The organism is Sporosarcina sp. P19 (genome assembly GCF_002743165.1).
GTDB classification, from domain to species: Bacteria; Bacillota; Bacilli; order Bacillales_A; family Planococcaceae; genus Sporosarcina; species Sporosarcina ureae.
The window spans coordinates 634408-651720 of the sequence record NZ_PDYR01000001.1; the positions used below are offsets into that span (position 1 = coordinate 634408).

Annotated in this window: 21 protein-coding genes; 13 read left to right on the forward strand and 8 right to left on the reverse strand. The window is 41.9% G+C overall.

The window, feature by feature from the left end:
• Positions 1–14 precede the first annotated feature (14 nt).
• The 5 genes from CSV74_RS03175 (at position 15) to CSV74_RS03195 (ending at position 4287) form a co-directional block, all read left to right on the forward strand.
• On the forward strand, positions 15–581 hold the full coding sequence (locus tag CSV74_RS03175; RefSeq protein WP_099690524.1) for a hypothetical protein: 567 nt from the start codon (positions 15–17) through the stop codon (positions 579–581).
• 117 nt (positions 582–698) lie between these two features.
• Complete coding sequence (locus CSV74_RS03180; RefSeq protein WP_099690576.1) at positions 699–1838, forward strand: acyl-CoA dehydrogenase family protein; 1140 nt, start codon at positions 699–701, stop codon at positions 1836–1838.
• Positions 1839–1976: 138 nt separating this feature from the next.
• Positions 1977–2354, forward strand: coding sequence for a cytochrome c550 (gene cccA / locus CSV74_RS03185; RefSeq protein ID WP_199083902.1), 378 nt, complete (start codon positions 1977–1979; stop codon positions 2352–2354).
• A gap of 117 nt (positions 2355–2471) precedes the next feature.
• Positions 2472–3179, forward strand: coding sequence for a tRNA (adenine(22)-N(1))-methyltransferase (locus CSV74_RS03190; RefSeq protein WP_099690525.1), 708 nt, complete (start codon positions 2472–2474; stop codon positions 3177–3179).
• A complete protein-coding gene (locus CSV74_RS03195) occupies positions 3166–4287 on the forward strand; it encodes a Nif3-like dinuclear metal center hexameric protein (protein ID WP_099690526.1) in 1122 nt (373 codons plus the stop codon). The genes CSV74_RS03190 and CSV74_RS03195 overlap by 14 nt, the downstream gene beginning before the upstream one ends.
• Positions 4288–4324: 37 nt before the next feature.
• Here CSV74_RS03195 and CSV74_RS03200 read toward each other — a convergent pair whose 3' ends face one another.
• A complete protein-coding gene (locus CSV74_RS03200; protein WP_029054703.1) occupies positions 4325–5290 on the reverse strand; it encodes a 4-hydroxy-3-methylbut-2-enyl diphosphate reductase in 966 nt (321 codons plus the stop codon).
• Between the two features lie 69 nt (positions 5291–5359).
• The gene (vrrA, locus tag CSV74_RS03205; RefSeq protein WP_099690527.1) at positions 5360–5809 is read right to left on the reverse strand and encodes a VrrA/YqfQ family protein; all 450 of its coding nucleotides are present in this window, start codon (positions 5807–5809) and stop codon (positions 5360–5362) included.
• Between the two features lie 109 nt (positions 5810–5918).
• Here vrrA and CSV74_RS03210 point away from each other — a divergent pair, with 109 nt between their 5' ends.
• Positions 5919–7214, forward strand: a complete 1296-nt coding sequence (locus CSV74_RS03210) for a DEAD/DEAH box helicase (RefSeq protein WP_029054704.1) — start codon at positions 5919–5921, stop codon at positions 7212–7214.
• Positions 7211–8113 carry a deoxyribonuclease IV gene (locus CSV74_RS03215; protein WP_099690528.1) on the forward strand — a complete coding sequence of 301 codons (903 nt, stop codon included), beginning with the start codon at positions 7211–7213 and terminating at the stop codon, positions 8111–8113. Before CSV74_RS03210 ends, CSV74_RS03215 begins: the two co-directional genes overlap by 4 nt.
• 33 nt (positions 8114–8146) lie before the next feature.
• Here the strand turns inward: CSV74_RS03215 and CSV74_RS03220 are convergent, their stop codons facing one another.
• Positions 8147–8395 carry a hypothetical protein gene (locus tag CSV74_RS03220; protein ID WP_232321300.1) on the reverse strand — a complete coding sequence of 83 codons (249 nt, stop codon included), beginning with the start codon at positions 8393–8395 and terminating at the stop codon, positions 8147–8149.
• Between the two features lie 93 nt (positions 8396–8488).
• On the opposite strand from CSV74_RS03220, the gene CSV74_RS03225 reads away from it, so the two are divergent.
• From CSV74_RS03225 to CSV74_RS03235, 3 genes are read left to right on the forward strand one after another with little or no spacing between them, the layout of a single operon-like run.
• Positions 8489–9259: a metal ABC transporter ATP-binding protein gene (locus CSV74_RS03225; RefSeq protein WP_029054707.1), complete on the forward strand. Its 771-nt coding sequence runs from the start codon at positions 8489–8491 to the stop codon at positions 9257–9259.
• Positions 9256–10086 (forward strand): metal ABC transporter permease, encoded by an 831-nt coding sequence (locus CSV74_RS03230; RefSeq protein WP_099690529.1) that lies wholly within the window; start codon positions 9256–9258, stop codon positions 10084–10086. Before CSV74_RS03225 ends, CSV74_RS03230 begins: the two co-directional genes overlap by 4 nt.
• Before the next feature lie 25 nt (positions 10087–10111).
• Positions 10112–10528, forward strand: coding sequence for a Fur family transcriptional regulator (locus CSV74_RS03235; protein ID WP_099690530.1), 417 nt, complete (start codon positions 10112–10114; stop codon positions 10526–10528).
• Positions 10529–10593: 65 nt separating this feature from the next.
• Here CSV74_RS03235 and CSV74_RS03240 read toward each other — a convergent pair whose 3' ends face one another.
• The 5 genes from CSV74_RS03240 to CSV74_RS03260 form a co-directional block, all read right to left on the reverse strand.
• A complete protein-coding gene (locus CSV74_RS03240) occupies positions 10594–11343 on the reverse strand; it encodes a sulfite exporter TauE/SafE family protein (protein WP_099690531.1) in 750 nt (249 codons plus the stop codon).
• Between the two features lie 140 nt (positions 11344–11483).
• Positions 11484–12074, reverse strand: coding sequence for a 5' nucleotidase, NT5C type (locus tag CSV74_RS03245; RefSeq protein ID WP_099690532.1), 591 nt, complete (start codon positions 12072–12074; stop codon positions 11484–11486).
• Positions 12071–13198, reverse strand: coding sequence for a flavodoxin-dependent (E)-4-hydroxy-3-methylbut-2-enyl-diphosphate synthase (gene ispG, locus CSV74_RS03250; protein WP_037562033.1), 1128 nt, complete (start codon positions 13196–13198; stop codon positions 12071–12073). Before ispG ends, CSV74_RS03245 begins: the two co-directional genes overlap by 4 nt.
• 55 nt (positions 13199–13253) lie before the next feature.
• Positions 13254–13601, reverse strand: coding sequence for a hypothetical protein (locus tag CSV74_RS03255; protein ID WP_233190743.1), 348 nt, complete (start codon positions 13599–13601; stop codon positions 13254–13256).
• Positions 13602–13644: 43 nt separating this feature from the next.
• Positions 13645–14148: a DUF1189 family protein gene (locus CSV74_RS03260; RefSeq protein ID WP_099690534.1), complete on the reverse strand. Its 504-nt coding sequence runs from the start codon at positions 14146–14148 to the stop codon at positions 13645–13647.
• Positions 14149–14390: 242 nt separating this feature from the next.
• On the opposite strand from CSV74_RS03260, the gene CSV74_RS03265 reads away from it, so the two are divergent.
• From CSV74_RS03265 to CSV74_RS03275, 3 genes are all read left to right on the forward strand, one after another.
• A complete protein-coding gene (locus CSV74_RS03265; protein ID WP_029054512.1) occupies positions 14391–16022 on the forward strand; it encodes a Na/Pi cotransporter family protein in 1632 nt (543 codons plus the stop codon).
• A 20-nt stretch (positions 16023–16042) separates the two neighbouring features.
• A complete protein-coding gene (locus CSV74_RS03270; RefSeq protein WP_029054513.1) occupies positions 16043–16525 on the forward strand; it encodes a DUF456 domain-containing protein in 483 nt (160 codons plus the stop codon).
• 87 nt (positions 16526–16612) lie between these two features.
• Positions 16613–17221: a superoxide dismutase gene (locus tag CSV74_RS03275; protein ID WP_099690535.1), complete on the forward strand. Its 609-nt coding sequence runs from the start codon at positions 16613–16615 to the stop codon at positions 17219–17221.
• Positions 17222–17313 lie beyond the last annotated feature (92 nt).

Sequence of the window (17313 nt, forward strand, 5' to 3'; positions counted from 1 at the left end):
TTGGAGGAGAAAGGATGGCTATAGATAAGAAACAGATCATCATTTCTGAAATCCGGTATTGGAAAGCCAATAAACTTCTTCCAGAACATTATTGCGATTTCCTCATTACCTTGTATGCACAAGGAGAAGACCCGGATGAAGTGGCAGAGCAAGAATCGTCCACACTTCAAATTGAACGCAAACAGTTACGAACCAAACAATTGATGATTTTGCTCATCAGCTTATTGCTTGCAGGCGTAGCGTCAATTGCTATGTTCGTACTGACGGAATATCCAGTTGCTACATTGACTGTTGCTGCTGTATTGGCTATGATTTTTCTAACGCTCGTTTCTGGAAAAACGTTTATCAAGAAAGGTTTTGCACCATTCCTCTACATATCGATGGCATTTCTTTTATTGATGATGTCATTGAAGATTTGGACTGCATTTTTTGATGGAGACACGACTTTACTGATCGGCCTTCTCGTATTAAATTGTGGTTTATGGTTATTTACTGGAAGAGTACTAAAGTTATTATACTTTACTATTTCGGGCTCACTAGGTCTATTGACAGTAGTCGCATTTTTAATATTATCTATATAATCGGACGGAATGCAATGAATGTATTGCTATATTCCGTCCGTTTTCTATATACTGCTATGTAAGGGCTTACAATTTCATCGGAAATAGAATCGTATAAGTGGAGAGAGGATGATCAGAATGAATTTTGATTTAACTCAAGAACAGCATATGGTGAAAAAACTGATGAGAGACTTTGCAAATGAGGAAGTAGCGCCAGGTGCAGTCGATCGTGATCGCTCGGGAGAGTTTCCAGTGGAGATTTTTAAAAAGCTTTCAAAAATGGGCATGATGGGCTTACCATTTCCCGAGAAATACGGTGGGGGTGAAGCCGACACGATCAGTTTTGCCATTGTCACGGAAGAATTGAGCCGTGCATGTGCCTCGACGGGTATTACGTATTCTGCACATATTTCACTAGGTGGTGCTCCTTTACACTTATTTGGAACAGAAGAGCAAAAACAGAAGTATTTAACACCGATCTGTACAGGTGAATCATTTGGTGCATTCGGTTTGACAGAGCCCAATGCCGGTTCTGACGCTGGCGGAACAGAGACGTCTGCCGTGCTTTCTGACGGTCAGTATACGATCAATGGATCAAAGGTCTATATAACCAATGCAAGCTACGCTAAACACCTAGCATTGACTGCTGTTACGAGTCGTGGGGACGGCAAGAAAGAAATTAGCGCAATTATCGTTCCAACAGATTCGAAAGGCTTTAAAGTTATCGATAACTATGAAAAGATGGGCTTGCATGCTTCCAATACCACAGAACTATTGCTTGAAGATGTAGTAGTTCCAGAAGAGAATCTGCTTGGTGACACTGGTAAAGGGTTCCAGCAATTTCTTGTAACTCTTGACGGCGGTCGTATCGGTATCGGTGCGATGGCAGTAGGTATTGCACAGGCAGCTTACGAGCGCGCTTTGAAGTATTCAAAAGAACGCAAGCAATTCGGAAAGACATTATCCTCTTTCCAAATTACGCAATTTAAACTTGCGGATATGGCGATGAAGATCGAACTTGCACGGACTATGGTGTATAAAGCAGCATGGCTGAAAGACCAAGGCAGAAAGTTTACAAAGGAAGCTTCGATGTGTAAATTATATGCTTCCGAAATTGCGATGGAAGTTGCCAATGAAGCGATCCAAATACACGGTGGTTATGGCTATATGCGCGAATACGAAGTAGAGCGTTACTTACGTGATGCCAAGCTCCTTGAAATTGGAGAAGGCACTTCTGAAGTACAGCGGATGGTCATCGCTCGACAACTTGGTTGCTGACCTGCGAATTATGGCGATTCTGTCACAAAAGACGAAAAGTCACCCAATAACACTTTCAGTTTTGTTATAGATACAGTACAATGTTAATTGTATACTGTATCTTTTACAGAATAGATTCTGGTGAAGGAGGGTAATCCAATGAATAAAAATCCTGTTGTACCATTTTTTCTAATTTTCGCGCTCGGAATTGGACTGATTTTCTTCATGTCACTTTATGGCCTAGATCAAAAAGAGGAAATTGCTGGAGCTAACGAAGAAGGCACTGAGCAAGGAACTGAAGAAGAAAGTGCAAACACTGGCGAATTTGATGCTGAAGCTGTTGCTCAGCAGAAGTGTATTAGTTGTCACGGTGATGGCTTGGCTGGCGGAATGGGGCCTGCTCTAAATAGCTCACTTGACGCAGATGAAGTACATGATGCAATTAAAAACGGTGTAGCTGGAACTGCAATGCCAGCTGGACTAGTTCCAGATGAGAACATAGATGAAATGGTTGATTACATTTTATCATTAGACTGATTGTCTACTTAATTTAAAGAGCCAGTAAACCAGAGTAACTCTCGGTTTACTGGCTCTTTTGCATTGCATGAAATGAGTAGCGAATATACAATAGATAAGAATGAAAGGCGGGGAACCATGAATACCAATCAATTATCGGAACGTCTGGCGATGGTGGCCAGTTTTGTTCCAAAGAATACTGTGCTTGCGGATATTGGTAGTGATCATGCCTATCTACCGTGCTATTTAATGAACAAAGGGAAGATACGTAAAGCCATTGCAGGAGAAGTCGTGACAGGTCCCTTTGAAGCGGCTACACGCAATGTAGAATTGAATGGTTTTGCTGACCATATTGAAGTGCGCCTAGCGAACGGTTTGCAGGCGATTGAAGACGCTGACAACGTCGAGACCGTTACAATTGCAGGAATGGGCGGTACATTGATTACCTCAATTCTAGAAACGGGCAAGGACCGTCTGACAAATGTACAGCGAATCATTTTACAACCCAATCTGCACGCGATCGCGATTAGGAAATGGGCTGTAGCGAATGGGTTTTGCATTGTAGACGAAGAGATTTTGCTGGAAGACAGTAAAATTTATGAAGTTCTTGTACTAGAAAGAGGATCGGCTGATTACTCAAAAACGGATTTACTTGTCGGACCGGTTTTACGCCGTAAACAATCTAACGTATTCCGAGCGAAATGGGAGCGGGAGATGCTTGAATGGCAGCGGGTCATAAATGCGCTTGAACACGCAGAACAAACGGAAGAAATTAAGCGAAAAAAGGAAAACTTACAAGAAAATATGGAAATAGTCAGGAAGGTGTTAGCACATGAAGAAAAGTAATGGACATCATATCATTGAACTATTTGAAAAGTGGTCACCGAAGCGGCTTGCATTTGAAGGAGACCCGGTTGGACTGCATATCGGTCAATTGAATCGTCCTGTAGATAAAGTTCTTGTTACACTGGATGTCAACGAACAAGTAATTGATGAAGCAATTGAAAATGGGGCAAGCCTAGTGATTGCACACCACCCTCCATTGTTCCGCCCTGTTAAATCTATTATGACGGATACACCACAAGGGAAAATGATTGAGAAATGTATTAAGCATAATATTGCGGTCTACGCTGCCCATACCAATCTTGATATTGCGGCAGGTGGTGTCAATGATATGTTAGCGGACCGTCTTGGCATACAGCAGACGGAGCCGATCGATATTACAGACTCTGAACATTTGATGAAACTAGCAGTATTCTGTCCGTTAGAAGATGCGGATGCAGTACGTCAGAAATTGGCAAGTGCTGGAGCGGGCGCGATTGGTGATTACCAGGCATGTAGTTTCAGCTCACAAGGCACTGGTCGATTCACACCGGTTGCTGGAGCGAATCCGACAATCGGAGAAGTAGACCAGCCGACGCTGGTGGACGAAGAGCGAATTGAAGTCGTTTTCCCGGAAAGTCAGCAGGCTAAAGTCATTAAAGCGATGTTTGCCGCACATCCTTATGAAGAACCTGCATTTGATATAGTCAAGATGCAACAGAAAATCAATGAGCAAGGGATTGGACGTATCGGACAAATCGGCAAAGAGATGACGCTGAAGGAATTTGGACAACATGTGAAGGATGTATTCGGAGTTCCAGCTTTACGTTTTGTAGGTGATCCAGAGAAGAAAATCCGTAAAGTGGCAGTTCTCGGTGGCGATGGAAATAAATACATTACGGCTGCCAAGAGAAAAGGAGCCGATGTACTCGTGACAGGAGACATGTATTATCATGTCGCGCAAGACGCGCAGGCGCTCGATCTTGCCATTGTGGACCCTGGTCATAATATCGAAAAAATTATGATTACTGGCGTTGCGAATAAAATGACAGACCTTTGTAAGGAAAGTAAATTAGCAGTCGAATTTATTGGATCTACAATCATTACAGAGCCATTTCAATTCTTATCATAAATAAAACCGTCGAGCGTACTCGACGGTTTTTCTATGCTTAAGGTTCAATCCGGATCACAGGAGTTGGGTTCTTGACTTTCGGCAAGATTTTCTCGAGCTTGAACTTTCTTTCCGGATGATGTGTTGTAGGGTCTTCTTGATCAAATTCGTTCAGGAACGAAATAACTTCTCTAACGATTATAGTAGGTGTAGAAGCACCTGCTGTGACCGCTACCGTCTCAATGCCCATTAGCCATGCGGGATCAATTTCAGAGACGTCTGAGACGCGGTATGAAGGTGTGTTTGCAATTTCTACAGATACTTGCGTTAAACGGTTAGAGTTATTACTCTTTGGATCTCCAACAACAATCAACAACTCTGCTTCGCCCGCTTGTTCTGCTACAGCTTCTTGGCGGACTTGTGTAGCTAGACAAATTTCTTGGTGTACTTCGATGTGAGGGAATTTACGTTCCAACTCTTCCATGAGATGTGCAACGTCCCATTGACTCATCGTTGTTTGATTTGTAACCAGTAGTTTATCATTGGTGATCTCTAGTTTATCAATGTCTTCAAGACGCTCAATTAAATGAACAGAATCCGGCGCCACACCGATTGCGCCCTCTGGTTCTGGGTGATGCTTCTTGCCGATATACAGAATATCATAGCCTTCTGCTACTTTTTCTTCAATTAAATAATGTGTAACAGAAACGTCAGGACATGTTGCATCTATTGCAACCAATCCTTTGTCTTTCGCTAATTGGCGAACTTCCGGAGAAACACCGTGTGCCGTGTAAATCACTGTTCCCTTATCCACTTTACGTAAGATTTCCAGACGGTTTTCTCCATCCAACGTAATAATTCCATCTTCTTCGAATGCGTCTGTGACGTGTTTGTTGTGGACGATCATGCCTAATATATAAATGGGTCTCGGCAGGGTAGGATCTAGCGCAGCATTCCTCGCAATGACCATCGCATCAACTACACCATAACAATAACCTCTTGGTGATATCTTGAGTACTTTCATTTATTCCACTCCACTCCTCTATTAACTTCTCTTTCATTATAGCGGAGATTCGTGAACGATTCAAAGAGTTCAGAAGGGAGGTTGGAAAATACGCGGTATAGATGGCTGATTAGTGGCTTGGGAAGGTGCGGATCTAGGTGTTTGCGGACTATTTGGTCGTGAAACAGCAGAGGCTGTCGATGCGTCCGGCATAGATTGCACCCCTTTATATAATCTCCACATAGCAGGTATATTTTGGATAAGTGGTGCAAACTGCTGAACTAAAGGTGCGAATTGTTGAGCAGTATTGAAAAAACGATTAGCGGTTTGCATGTATTGATCAGCCCGTGAAGGACCAGTTTCTTGCATACCTGCTTGCTGTTGTGGAGCACCGCCACGCATTTCTCCTATGCCTCTGGAATTGCCCGGCATGCCTTGAGGAAAAGGCGTGGGCGCTCTGTATTGAACAGGCGGAGTTTCAGGTGTCATCCTAGACGGAGGTGGCTGATTACTAAACGGATAAAATGATTGATATCTCATCACGAACTCCTTTCTAATTTTTTAGTTGTTTCCCCTATATACTATGCGAAAAAAACCACTGATGGCACCGAATCATGGTACAATAAGAATTATCTAGAGGAGGAACGATATGTCTAAGTTTACTGATTACCAATTCAAGCCATTTTTGAGGGAAGCCATTCAAAAATTAGGGTTTGAAGAACCAACACCGATTCAAAAAGAAATGATTCCATTGATCATGAAAAACACAAGTGCTATTGGACAAGCCCATACAGGAACAGGGAAATCTCATAGTTTCCTAATTCCACTCGTTGAAAAACTCAAGCCGGAGCAGAACGAACTGCAAACGGTCATTACAGCACCGACACGTGAATTAGCTGTTCAGCTTCATGATGAATTGAAAAAGCTAATTGAAGGAACGGAGATCAAAAGTGCGATCTTGATTGGCGGTACAGATAAAAAACGCTCTGCTGAACGCTTGAAGAGCACACCGCACATCATCGTCGGTACACCAGGACGTATCCAAGATCTGTCGGAAACCGGCGCATTACCGATCCACACAGCTTCTCAGCTTGTCATTGACGAAGCAGACCTTGCATTTGATATGGGCTTTATTGAAGATATTGATAAGTTTGCTTCAAGAATGCCGGAGAAGATCAGCATGTATGTATTCTCTGCAACGATTCCTGAGAAACTTAAGCCATTCTTGTCGAAGTATATGAACTCACCCGTTCATGTGCGGATGGATGATAAGAAACCGTTGACGGAGAATATGCGTTATTCATTGGTTCCTGTTAGAAGTATGGATAAAAATAAGAAACTCCTTCACGTGATGGATGCCCTACAGCCATATCTTGCGATTATCTTCATGAACACGAAGCAAAACGCTGATCGTCTAGCTACCTATTTAGCAGAACACGGCCATAAGCCTGGAAAAATCCACGGTGATTTAACACCACGAGAACGTACACGTGTTATGAAGCAAGTACGCGATCTAGAGTATCAATATATCGTGGCAACTGACTTGGCGGCAAGAGGGATCGATATTCCTGGTGTCAGTCATGTTATTAACTTTGAATTACCAGATGATCTCGAATTCTTCGTTCACCGCGTAGGACGTACTGCACGTGCAGGCATGCAAGGTCATGCGATTACGTTGTACGAACCGTCTGATGAAGATGCGATAAATCAAATTGAAAAGCTTGGTATTCCTTTCATTCATGAAGATGTCAAAAATGGTGAGTGGATTGAAGTAAAAGAGCGTCAAGCACGTAAGAAACGTGTACGTGAAGTGGATGAAATTGATAAAAAAGCGGATTCCTTTATTCGTAAGCCGGATAAAGTAAAGCCGGGTTACAAGAAAAAGATGGCAGAACAAAAAGAGAACTTTAAAAGAAGACAAAGGAGAATAAAGAAGAAATCATGACACAAGATGATATCCTTCTAGGTTCTCACGTATCCATGAGTGGTAAAAAGATGCTGCTTGGCTCAAGTGAAGAGGCTCTGAGCTATGGAGCTAATACATTCATGATCTATACGGGAGCACCTCAGAACACGAGACGTAAACCAATTGAAGAATTAAATATTGAAAGTGGTATACAGAGTATGGAGCAAAACGGTCAATCAAATCTTGTCATCCATGCGCCGTATATTATCAACCTTGCGAATACTACAAAGCCTGAAACGTTTCGTCTGGGCGTAGACTTTTTACAACAAGAGATCCAGCGTACTGAAGCGCTTGGTGCCAACCAAATCGTCCTCCATCCGGGTGCACATGTGGGTGCTGGAGCAGAAACAGGCATCGACAAAATTATTGAAGGCTTAAATGAAGTGTTATCTGAAGACGCAAATGTTCGCATCGCACTTGAAACGATGGCTGGTAAAGGAACAGAATGTGGTAGAAGTTTTGACGAAATCGCGAAGATTATCGACGGTGTGAAGCATAACGAACGTTTATCCGTATGTTTTGATACATGCCACGTCCACGATGCGGGCTATGATATCGTCAATGACTTCTCAGGTGTCTTAGATCAATTTAACCATATTGTCGGACTGGATCGTATTTCTGTTATCCACGTTAACGACAGCAAAAACATTTGCGGCGCTGGAAAAGATCGCCACGAAAATATCGGCATGGGGCATATCGGCTTCGAACCGTTAGCTTATATCGTTCATCATCCGGCATTTAAAGAGATTCCAAAAATCTTGGAAACACCATTTATCGGAACAGATAAAGCGAATAAAAAAGCACCTTATGCAGTAGAAATTGACATGTTAAAAAATCATCAATTCACTCCTGCTCGATTAGAAGAATTGAATAACTGAAAATGATAAGCGTTGCATATATGCAACGCTTTTTTATTGTAGTTTATACTGTTCCATATACAGCATAGTTTTCTCGTATCCAATGATTGATGTGATTTTTTCAATAAATACGGGAGGAATGCCTGTAAACAGCCAAGTGAATGAAACTTCATCAAGCAAAGGACGTAACTGCTGTACTTCTTTAATAGACAATTCCACACCGTAACTTGCCGCGTAATGAACGGCTTCTTGATCGGGCAGTTGTTTAATTTCCTGAATTAACTGAAGTAAATCCATCTTCATCAATTCCTCTCAATTGGTTGTATCCCTTCGCATCTTACTATATAATTCATAAAGTAATCGGAATGATTCCGAATTAAAGGAAGGGATATGTATATGACAAATTCCATTATTAACTTAGAGCATATTACGCATAAATTTAACCATTCCATTGCGCTATCTGATGTCAGTTTAGAAGTGAAACAAGGGGAGTTTTGGGCGTTAATCGGTCCAAACGGTTCGGGTAAATCTACATTATTAAAAATCATATTAGGATTGCTGAAACCGTCACAAGGCACGATTGAACTGTTTGGCGGGCCTATAGATTCTTTTAACCAACAGCAACGAATCGGCTACGTCTCTCAAAAGTCGAACGCATTTACGACGAAGTTCCCAGCTACGGTATTGGAAGTCGTGAAAAGCGGTTTAACGAGTAAAAAGGGACTGTTCAAACGGTTCAATAAAGAGGATGAACAGCGAGCTATCGACGCGTTGCATGTAGTGAAAATGGCAGACCGTAAAGATGAAAGTATAGGTGATCTGTCAGGAGGTCAGCAACAGCGTGTCTTTATTGCAAGAGCCCTCGTGAGTCACCCGGATTTACTGATTATGGATGAGCCGACAGTGGGAATCGACAGACAAAATGTTGAATCCTTCTATTCTATGCTTAGCGAATTGAATCGTGAGTACGGAATAGCGATTTTACTCGTGACACATGAAATCGATGTCGTGACAAAGCTCGCAACTCATATCGCATGCTTGAATCGTTCCATCCATTTTCATGGAGTTCATGCAGATTATGAAAAAATGAGTGAGACGGAATTGTCGGGCTGGTACGGTCATCCTATTCGTCGGCTCCATCAAAAAGAAACGGAGCCGGTTAGATGATTGAAGCTATTTTCACATACGAGTTTTTACAAAATGCTGTATTATCTGGGCTGATCATCGGCTTAATTGCACCGATGCTCGGATTGTTTATCGTGGTGCGTCGTATGTCGATGATTTCAGATGCGCTCAGTCACGTAGCACTTGCAGGGATTGCGGGCAGTCTCTACTTAAGTCAGCAAGTATTGTTTTTCGCAGCGCTTAATCCAGTGTATTTAGGGATGGGTGCAGCGGTAGTCGGATCTTTATTGATCGAGCGATTGCGTAGAGTGTATAAAAGCTTTGAAGAACTGGCGATTCCGATTATTTTATCTGCTGGAATTGGTTTTGGGGCAATATTTATATCTCTTGCTAAAGGATTCGGTACAGATTTAGTTGGCTATTTATTTGGCTCAGTGTCCGCTGTGAGTCGGCAGGATTTATACATCGTAATTTTAATTGCTGTTGTTGTGATCGCATTTATATATTTCTTATATAAAGAGTTATTTTCATTGGCGTTTGATCCAGAGTATGCGAGAGTATCGGGGATAAATGAACGCGTCATTCAGGCGTCATTTATGATTATCACAGCGCTAGTCATTGGTGCGTCTATGCGAATTGTTGGGATTTTGCTCGTTTCTTCGTTGATGACACTGCCTGTTGCAGCTGCGATTCAAGTGGCTAAAAGCTATAAGGGTGCACTAGTATACTCCATACTATTCGGAGAAATCGCCGTAGTTATCGGACTGATTTCTGCATATTACTTAGATATCGCGCCTGGAGGGACCATTGTAGTTACGTCGGTGTTTATTTTGCTGTTAGTACTTTTTGGAAAAAAAGTACGGTCATGAGAAGCAGGAAAGGTGGCGTTTCAATATGTCGATAGATGAAGCATGGGATATTCTATTGAAATATGATTATAAACGGACAAAAAACCGAGAAATCTTATTACGGTTTTTTGATGAAGCGGATCGCTATGTAACAGCTATGGAAGTTCGCATGGCAGTGGAGCGGGATAATCCGGGCATTAGTTTTGATACGATCTATCGGAATCTTGCCATGTTCTCTAAGCTTGGTATTTTAGATGAAACAGAATTGAACGGTGAGCGCCTTTTCCGGATGCAATGTGCAACGGATCATCATCACCACCACTTCATTTGTACAGCGTGTGGTGGCACGAAATCCATTCCGATTTGCCCGATGGATAGTGTAACGGTCAATTTGTCAGAGTATGAAATAGAAGGGCATAAGTTTGAAATTTATGGCAGATGTCCGAAGTGTAAAGTAGGGTAGTTTGAATAAAAAAGGCGGTACATCATTTTAGTCATGATGTGCCGCCCTTTTTTATTGAACAGAATTCAAATGGAAGTAAATAATAAGATAGCCCCTAGTAGTGTTAGAAGAAGAAATACATACCGTATAAATTTTTCATTTGGAATACAACGTTGTATAAACATCCCAAGCCATGTTGCGAGTATTACAGTCGGGAAAGAGTACCCGTATAATATAAATACATCTTTTGACCATAGCCCTCCCAAAGCTTGTCCAGCAACTATAAATATACCTGTAATAAGAAAATGGGCTTGCAAGGTTCCGCGAAAACGCTTAGGTTCCCAACGTCTTAACGTACCGTACACTACTACGGGCACACCGTGTGTATTATAAGCACTTCCTAGAACACCGGAGACAAATCCAACTGGCCATGACCAGAACTTCGCCTTCAGTCTTTCTGAAGTAGTAGTATGTTGTAATAGACTTTTGCCAAATGAATATGAACCATAAAGAATTAAAAAGATCCCGAGTGCAATAGTGATTAACGTATCGGGGAGTTTGACGACCAATACAATACCTACAGGGATTCCTGCTAAAGCACCTATGACTAAGCGAAGTAAAGCCTGGCGGTCCGCATGACGCCATTCTGAAACTACTGTAAATAACGCCACCGTGAGTCCGACTAAGCCTATTAAAGAAATAGACGTGTGCAAGTCTACTGATAATAATGCGAGCAATGGCATACTGACAACTGCTTCACCGAAACCGAATGTGGCACGCGACAAAGCACCAATAAACACGGCAAGTATTACTAATACGATAAGATTAACAGACATGAACAAAAAACCTCGATATCTACTATTTTGTGTAATAATTGTCTACTACATTTTAACATACAGATTTAGTTCAAAGTAAGATGAAGATATACAAGAATACTACGAAAAAAAGAGCACCGCAATATGCGATGCTCTACCAATTACTTGCTCTTCATCATTTCCGTCTCATGAAACAGCTGTCTAACGTACTGATCAGCTTGTTTCCAATTCGCTACTCGTATGACGCCTTCAGGAATCGGATCCTGATTATAAGGAGTATCAAACAAGAACACCGGAATATCCAATTCTTCATGGATTCCTACCGCATTGTCATGCTTGTCCTCGAAAAATACATCTACGTTGAATTGCTTAGCTGCCTCAATTTTATGATGAGTGCCAATCAACTCTACGTGGTCATAAGGTATTTGTTGCTCGTGGAACCAGTTCGTCGTGGACTCGAGTACATTCCACCCACGTGCTGAAATATAATACAGCTCGAACTGCTTCTGCCAATTGGTCAATACTTCTTTTGCGAATTCTTGAGCAGGGGAAGTCTGATAGATCAGTTCTTCTGTTTCCTTGTACCATTGCCCAAATTGTTCAGGATCCACATCAAACGCTTTCGTCAAATCGTACTCCTTAATGTCGTCAAGCGTCAGGTTAGAACCGAAACGTTTATTAATATGAGGGAGAAGCGCTGTAGGACAGGTTACCGTTCCGTCAATGTCGATCCCGAAACGAATATCCCTCATTCAGAAACGCTACCTTGTGCTGCAAGTGCTTCTTCTTGTCTCTTCTTCTCGAAATATTCCTCAGCTAAAATATCTATTTCTTTTTTCAATTCTTCGACCATTGTCTCTTCTGGAACTTTTCGTACTGTTTTACCATGCATGAAGAGCAATCCTTCACCGCGAGCACCAGCGATACCGATATCCGCTTCACGTGCTTCACCTGGGCCGTTTACCGCACAACCAAGAACTGCTACTTTCAACGGTGCTTTAATGTTCGAGATATATTCTTCTACTTCATTGGCAATAGAAATTAAGTCGATTTCAATACGGCCGCATGTTGGACAAGAAATTAATGTCGCAGCGTTAGATGATAAGCCGAACACTTTCAGTAACTCTTTCGCAACTTTGATTTCCTGAATTGGATCCGCACTTAACGATACGCGCAGCGTGTTACCGATACCTGCTGATAGAAGGGAACCAAGTCCTGCTGCACTTTTAATCGATCCGGCGAACAACGTACCAGATTCTGTAATACCTAAGTGCAATGGATAATCGAATGCTGCAGCTGCAAGCTTATACGCTTCGATCGCCAAGTTAACGTCAGATGCTTTAAGTGACACGATAATATCATGGAAATCCAAATCTTCAAGGATTTTGATATGATGCAATGCACTTTCTACCATACCTTCTGCAGTAGGGTAGCCGTACTTTTCAAGAATTTTTCTCTCTAGTGAACCTGCGTTAACACCGATACGAATTGGAATGCCTTTTGCTTTTGCTGCGTTAACAACAGCTTCTACTTTTTCTTTACGGCCGATATTACCTGGGTTGATACGGATTTTATCTGCGCCTTGTTCTATTGCAATCAATGCTAATTTATAGTCAAAATGAATATCCACTACTAACGGAATATTGATTTGCTTTTTGATTTCACCAATCGAATACGCAGCACGCTCATCGGGACATGCTACACGTACGATTTGGCAGCCTGCATCCTCCAAACGTTTAATTTCTGCAACTGTTGCTTCGACATCATGTGTTTTTGTCGTCGTCATGCTTTGCATAAACAGCTCATTGCTTCCCCCGATAGTTAAATTGCCAACTTTTACGGGACGGGTATTGGAACGATGAATCATTTCAGTCATTATGTCTCTCTCCTTCAAATGAGTAAATACCATCATATATAGATGGAATATAAAGTTATCTTTTTTCGGCTTCTTCGCAAACAGATTCTATTTGTTCACCAATCGGCAGCTTAATTTGTTCCCCAGCTACAAATTGTTGGCGTTCGAGATGGGGGTTCATGGAATAAAATTGCTCCAACCTCTCAAGAAAGTTTTGTGTTGAATCTGGATATAATGCGAATAACGATTCTATTGTATCACCTTCAACCACTCGAATGGCAATTGAATGATTTGGCGTTTCCTCTATACAGGACGATTCATCTTCAAAAAAGGCTGCAAGAGGGATTGTCCCTTCTGTTAAATCCATTCGTACAAAATGAACTGTACAAAATACAGCAAGTGCGATCAGTAAAATTCTCATCATGCATCCCTCCTGCTCTACACTATGCAGACAAGAGGAAGTCTATTCATCGTGGTTGTTTTGGATAATAGACTGCTGCCCTCCACACGTAGAGAAGATGGACTAACGATGCGATCGACAGGCTATACGATTGGATAGATGGAACAAATTCAAATGCCATCGTCAGCAAAATGGGTAATGTTGCAGCAATCGCTGCCGTTCGCCACATAAAACGGAATTCGCCTCGGCGATGCAATAGTTTCAATAGCAATACCCCTATGATAGCAAAAATACTGATGCGAATAAATAAATACGACGTAATAATGACCAATTGCAGGACAAATGCGATTGGATAGATCAAAAAGCCGATCGTTTCGCCGATTTCCGCTAATTCAGGAGATGACTGGAACAGTGTGTGATCGCCTATGACAAATTGCAAAAACGATACACTGGTGTAAAGAAAGATAAATATGAATATGTATTGAATGACTTTACCGATCGATAACAAGCGAAATGCCGCAAGTTTTTTCGGTTCATGTAAAGAAGCTTTAAAAAGTTGATGGAATTTCACTGAGCCGGCCTCCCTTTCTACATATAGTCTACCATTTTTTTAAAACATACTGCTTTGCAGAAATTTCGACATTCTTATGACATTTTATTGCCGCATTGTTAAGGTGATGTAAAGATTGCGGTAGGACACTTTACAATTGACGTATACAACTCTCATAATAGGTTGAAACTTCACACCAATATCAAGAGGTGAAGGGCAGTTAGAAATCATACATAAAACGTTTGATGGAGGTTGACATTTAAATGGAAGTGAACTGGCAAGAAGTGGCATTCCAATTTCTTGGAGGCTTAGGAATTTTCCTATTCGCAATTAAGTACATGGGGGATGGATTGCAAAAGGCTGCAGGGGACAGACTTCGTGCGATCTTAGACCGTTTTACTACCAATCCATTTATGGGGATTCTTGTCGGTATTATCGTAACAGTGTTAATCCAGTCTAGTTCCGGAACAACTGTTATTACTGTTGGTCTGGTAAGTGCTGGTTTCATGACACTCCGTCAGGCAATCGGCGTCATTATGGGCGCCAATATCGGTACGACTGTGACTGCGTTTATTATTGGTCTAGACGTCGGTGCATATGCATTACCGATCATGGCATTCGGTGCCTTTTTAATTTTCTTCGTGCGTAAGGCCAAAGTTAAAAACCTAGGTGAAGTCATCTTCGGTTTCGGTGGATTGTTCTTAGGACTTGAATTAATGAGTGACGGAATGAAGCCATTACGATCATTAGAAGCATTTGCTGATTTCACACTAGCAATGAGTGAACATTCATTGCTGGGTGTCGTAGCGGGAACAATCTTCACACTAATCGTACAGAGCTCCAGTGCGACTGTCGGAATCTTGCAAGGACTATTCGCTGAAGACTTGGTTACAATGCAGGCTGCATTGCCGATTTTATTCGGTGATAACATCGGAACGACAATTACTGCAGTACTTGCGGCACTAGGTGCATCTGTTGCAGCAAGACGAGCGGCAGCTGTTCACGTACTATTCAATATAGTCGGTACCATTGTCTTTATGATCCTGCTCATACCATTTACAGCGTATGTAGAATGGATGGCGAGTATCTTGAATCTCGAAAGCAAGATGCAAATCGCATTTGCGCACGGTTCATTCAACATCGCCAATACCGTCCTACAATTTCCGTTCATCGGTGCTTGGGCATATCTAGTTACGAAGATGATACCGGGCGAGGATGTGACGATCGAGTATAAACCGAAACATCTCGACCGTCGCTTCATCACACAATCACCAGCTGTCGCGATAGGACAAGCCAAGGAAGAAATTGTCCGAATGGGTGATTTCAGTGTCCGAGGGCTTCAGGAATCGTTCGAGTATTTGAAGACAGGTCAGAAAAAATATGCGGAAACAGCGTATCAAATTGAAGATGCCATCAACAATCTCGACCGTAAAATTACAGATTACTTAGTAGAAGTATCTGTAGTCATCGTTTCGCCAGCTGAATCCGGACGGCACGTCTTATTAATGGATACTGTCCGGGATATCGAGCGAATTGGTGACCATTTTGAAAACATCATCGAGCTAATAGATTTACGTGAAACCAATAAATTGAAGCTGACAGATGACGCGATGGAAGATCTTTCAGAAATGTTTACATTGACAATTGAAACTGTTCAAAAAGCGATTGAATCACTAGACTCAGACGATACAGATCTAGCGCGTGTCGTTTCAGAGAAAGAAGATCTAATTGATAACATGGAACGCCGATTCCGTAAAAATCATATTGTCCGTTTGAATGAAGGACATTGTAGTGCACAAGCTGGCATGGTGTTCGTCGATATCGTTTCGAACCTTGAGCGAATTGGTGACCATGCAGTAAACATTGCGGAAGCAATTTTAGGCAAGCACGTATAATGAAATAAGGAGTGACAGCTATGTTATGGATCGGTTGGACATTGGCAATTATCATGTTCGCGATCGCGTTTGTCGGATTGATCTACCCTGTCATTCCATCTGTTGTATTTATATTGGCGGGTTTCCTGCTTTATGGAGCGTTCGTTTCATTTGAGGAGTTAACGTGGTTGTTTTGGGTGATTCAAGTATTATTCGTTTTGTTATTGTTCGGAGCGGATACACTCGCTAATCTCGTCGGTGTTAAACGCTTCGGAGGCAGCAAAGCAGGTATGTGGGGAAGTACGATTGGACTGCTCATAGGTCCATTCGTCATTCCTGTCGTGGGTATTCTAGCTGGACCTTTTCTTGGTGCCATTATTGCAGAACTGATATTTACTCGTACAAGTATCAAACAGGCTTTCCGCACAGGAATCGGCTCTGTTGTTGGTTTTCTGACATCCGTTGTTGTAAAAGGTATTATTATGGTGGTCATGATTGTCATTTTTCTATTTTTTCTCCGTTAACAGTCCATTTTCTTTGAATGCTGACTCATATTTTGATAATGTGAAGAGGTAGGGCAAAACAGAGATAAATTAGAGGAGGAATGGAAAATGGCTTATACATTACCAGAACTACCATACGCATATGATGCGTTGGAGCCACACATCGACAAAGAAACGATGAACATCCATCACACGAAACACCACAACACGTACGTAACAAACGTAAACAATGCATTAGAAGGTCACGAAGAACTTCTTAATATGCCTGTTGACGAGTTAGTTGCAAACTTGGACAAGGTTCCAGAGGACAAGCGTACAGCAGTCCGCAATAACGGTGGTGGGCACTCTAACCACTCATTGTTCTGGACGATCCTTTCACCAAACGGTGGCGGCAACCCAACTGGAGAAGTTGCAGAAGCAATCGACAAGGAGTTCGGTAGCTTTGACGCTTTCAAAGAAGAGTTCGCTAAAGCTGCAACAACTCGCTTCGGTTCAGGTTGGGCTTGGCTTGTTGTAAACAACGGTGAAATTGAAGTAACATCAACTCCTAACCAAGACTCACCTTATATGGATGGTAAAACACCATTACTAGGTTTGGACGTTTGGGAGCATGCATACTACTTAAACTATCAAAACCGTCGTCCTGACTATATTTCAGCATTCTGGAACGTAGTAAACTGGGATGAAGTAGAAAAGCGTTACCAAGACAATAAGTAATTGAAACCTGACACACATCTAGTTCGTCTAGATGTGTGTTCTTTATTATTTTCATGCTATAATTCTTATACATAAACTTCCTAAGAAAGGAG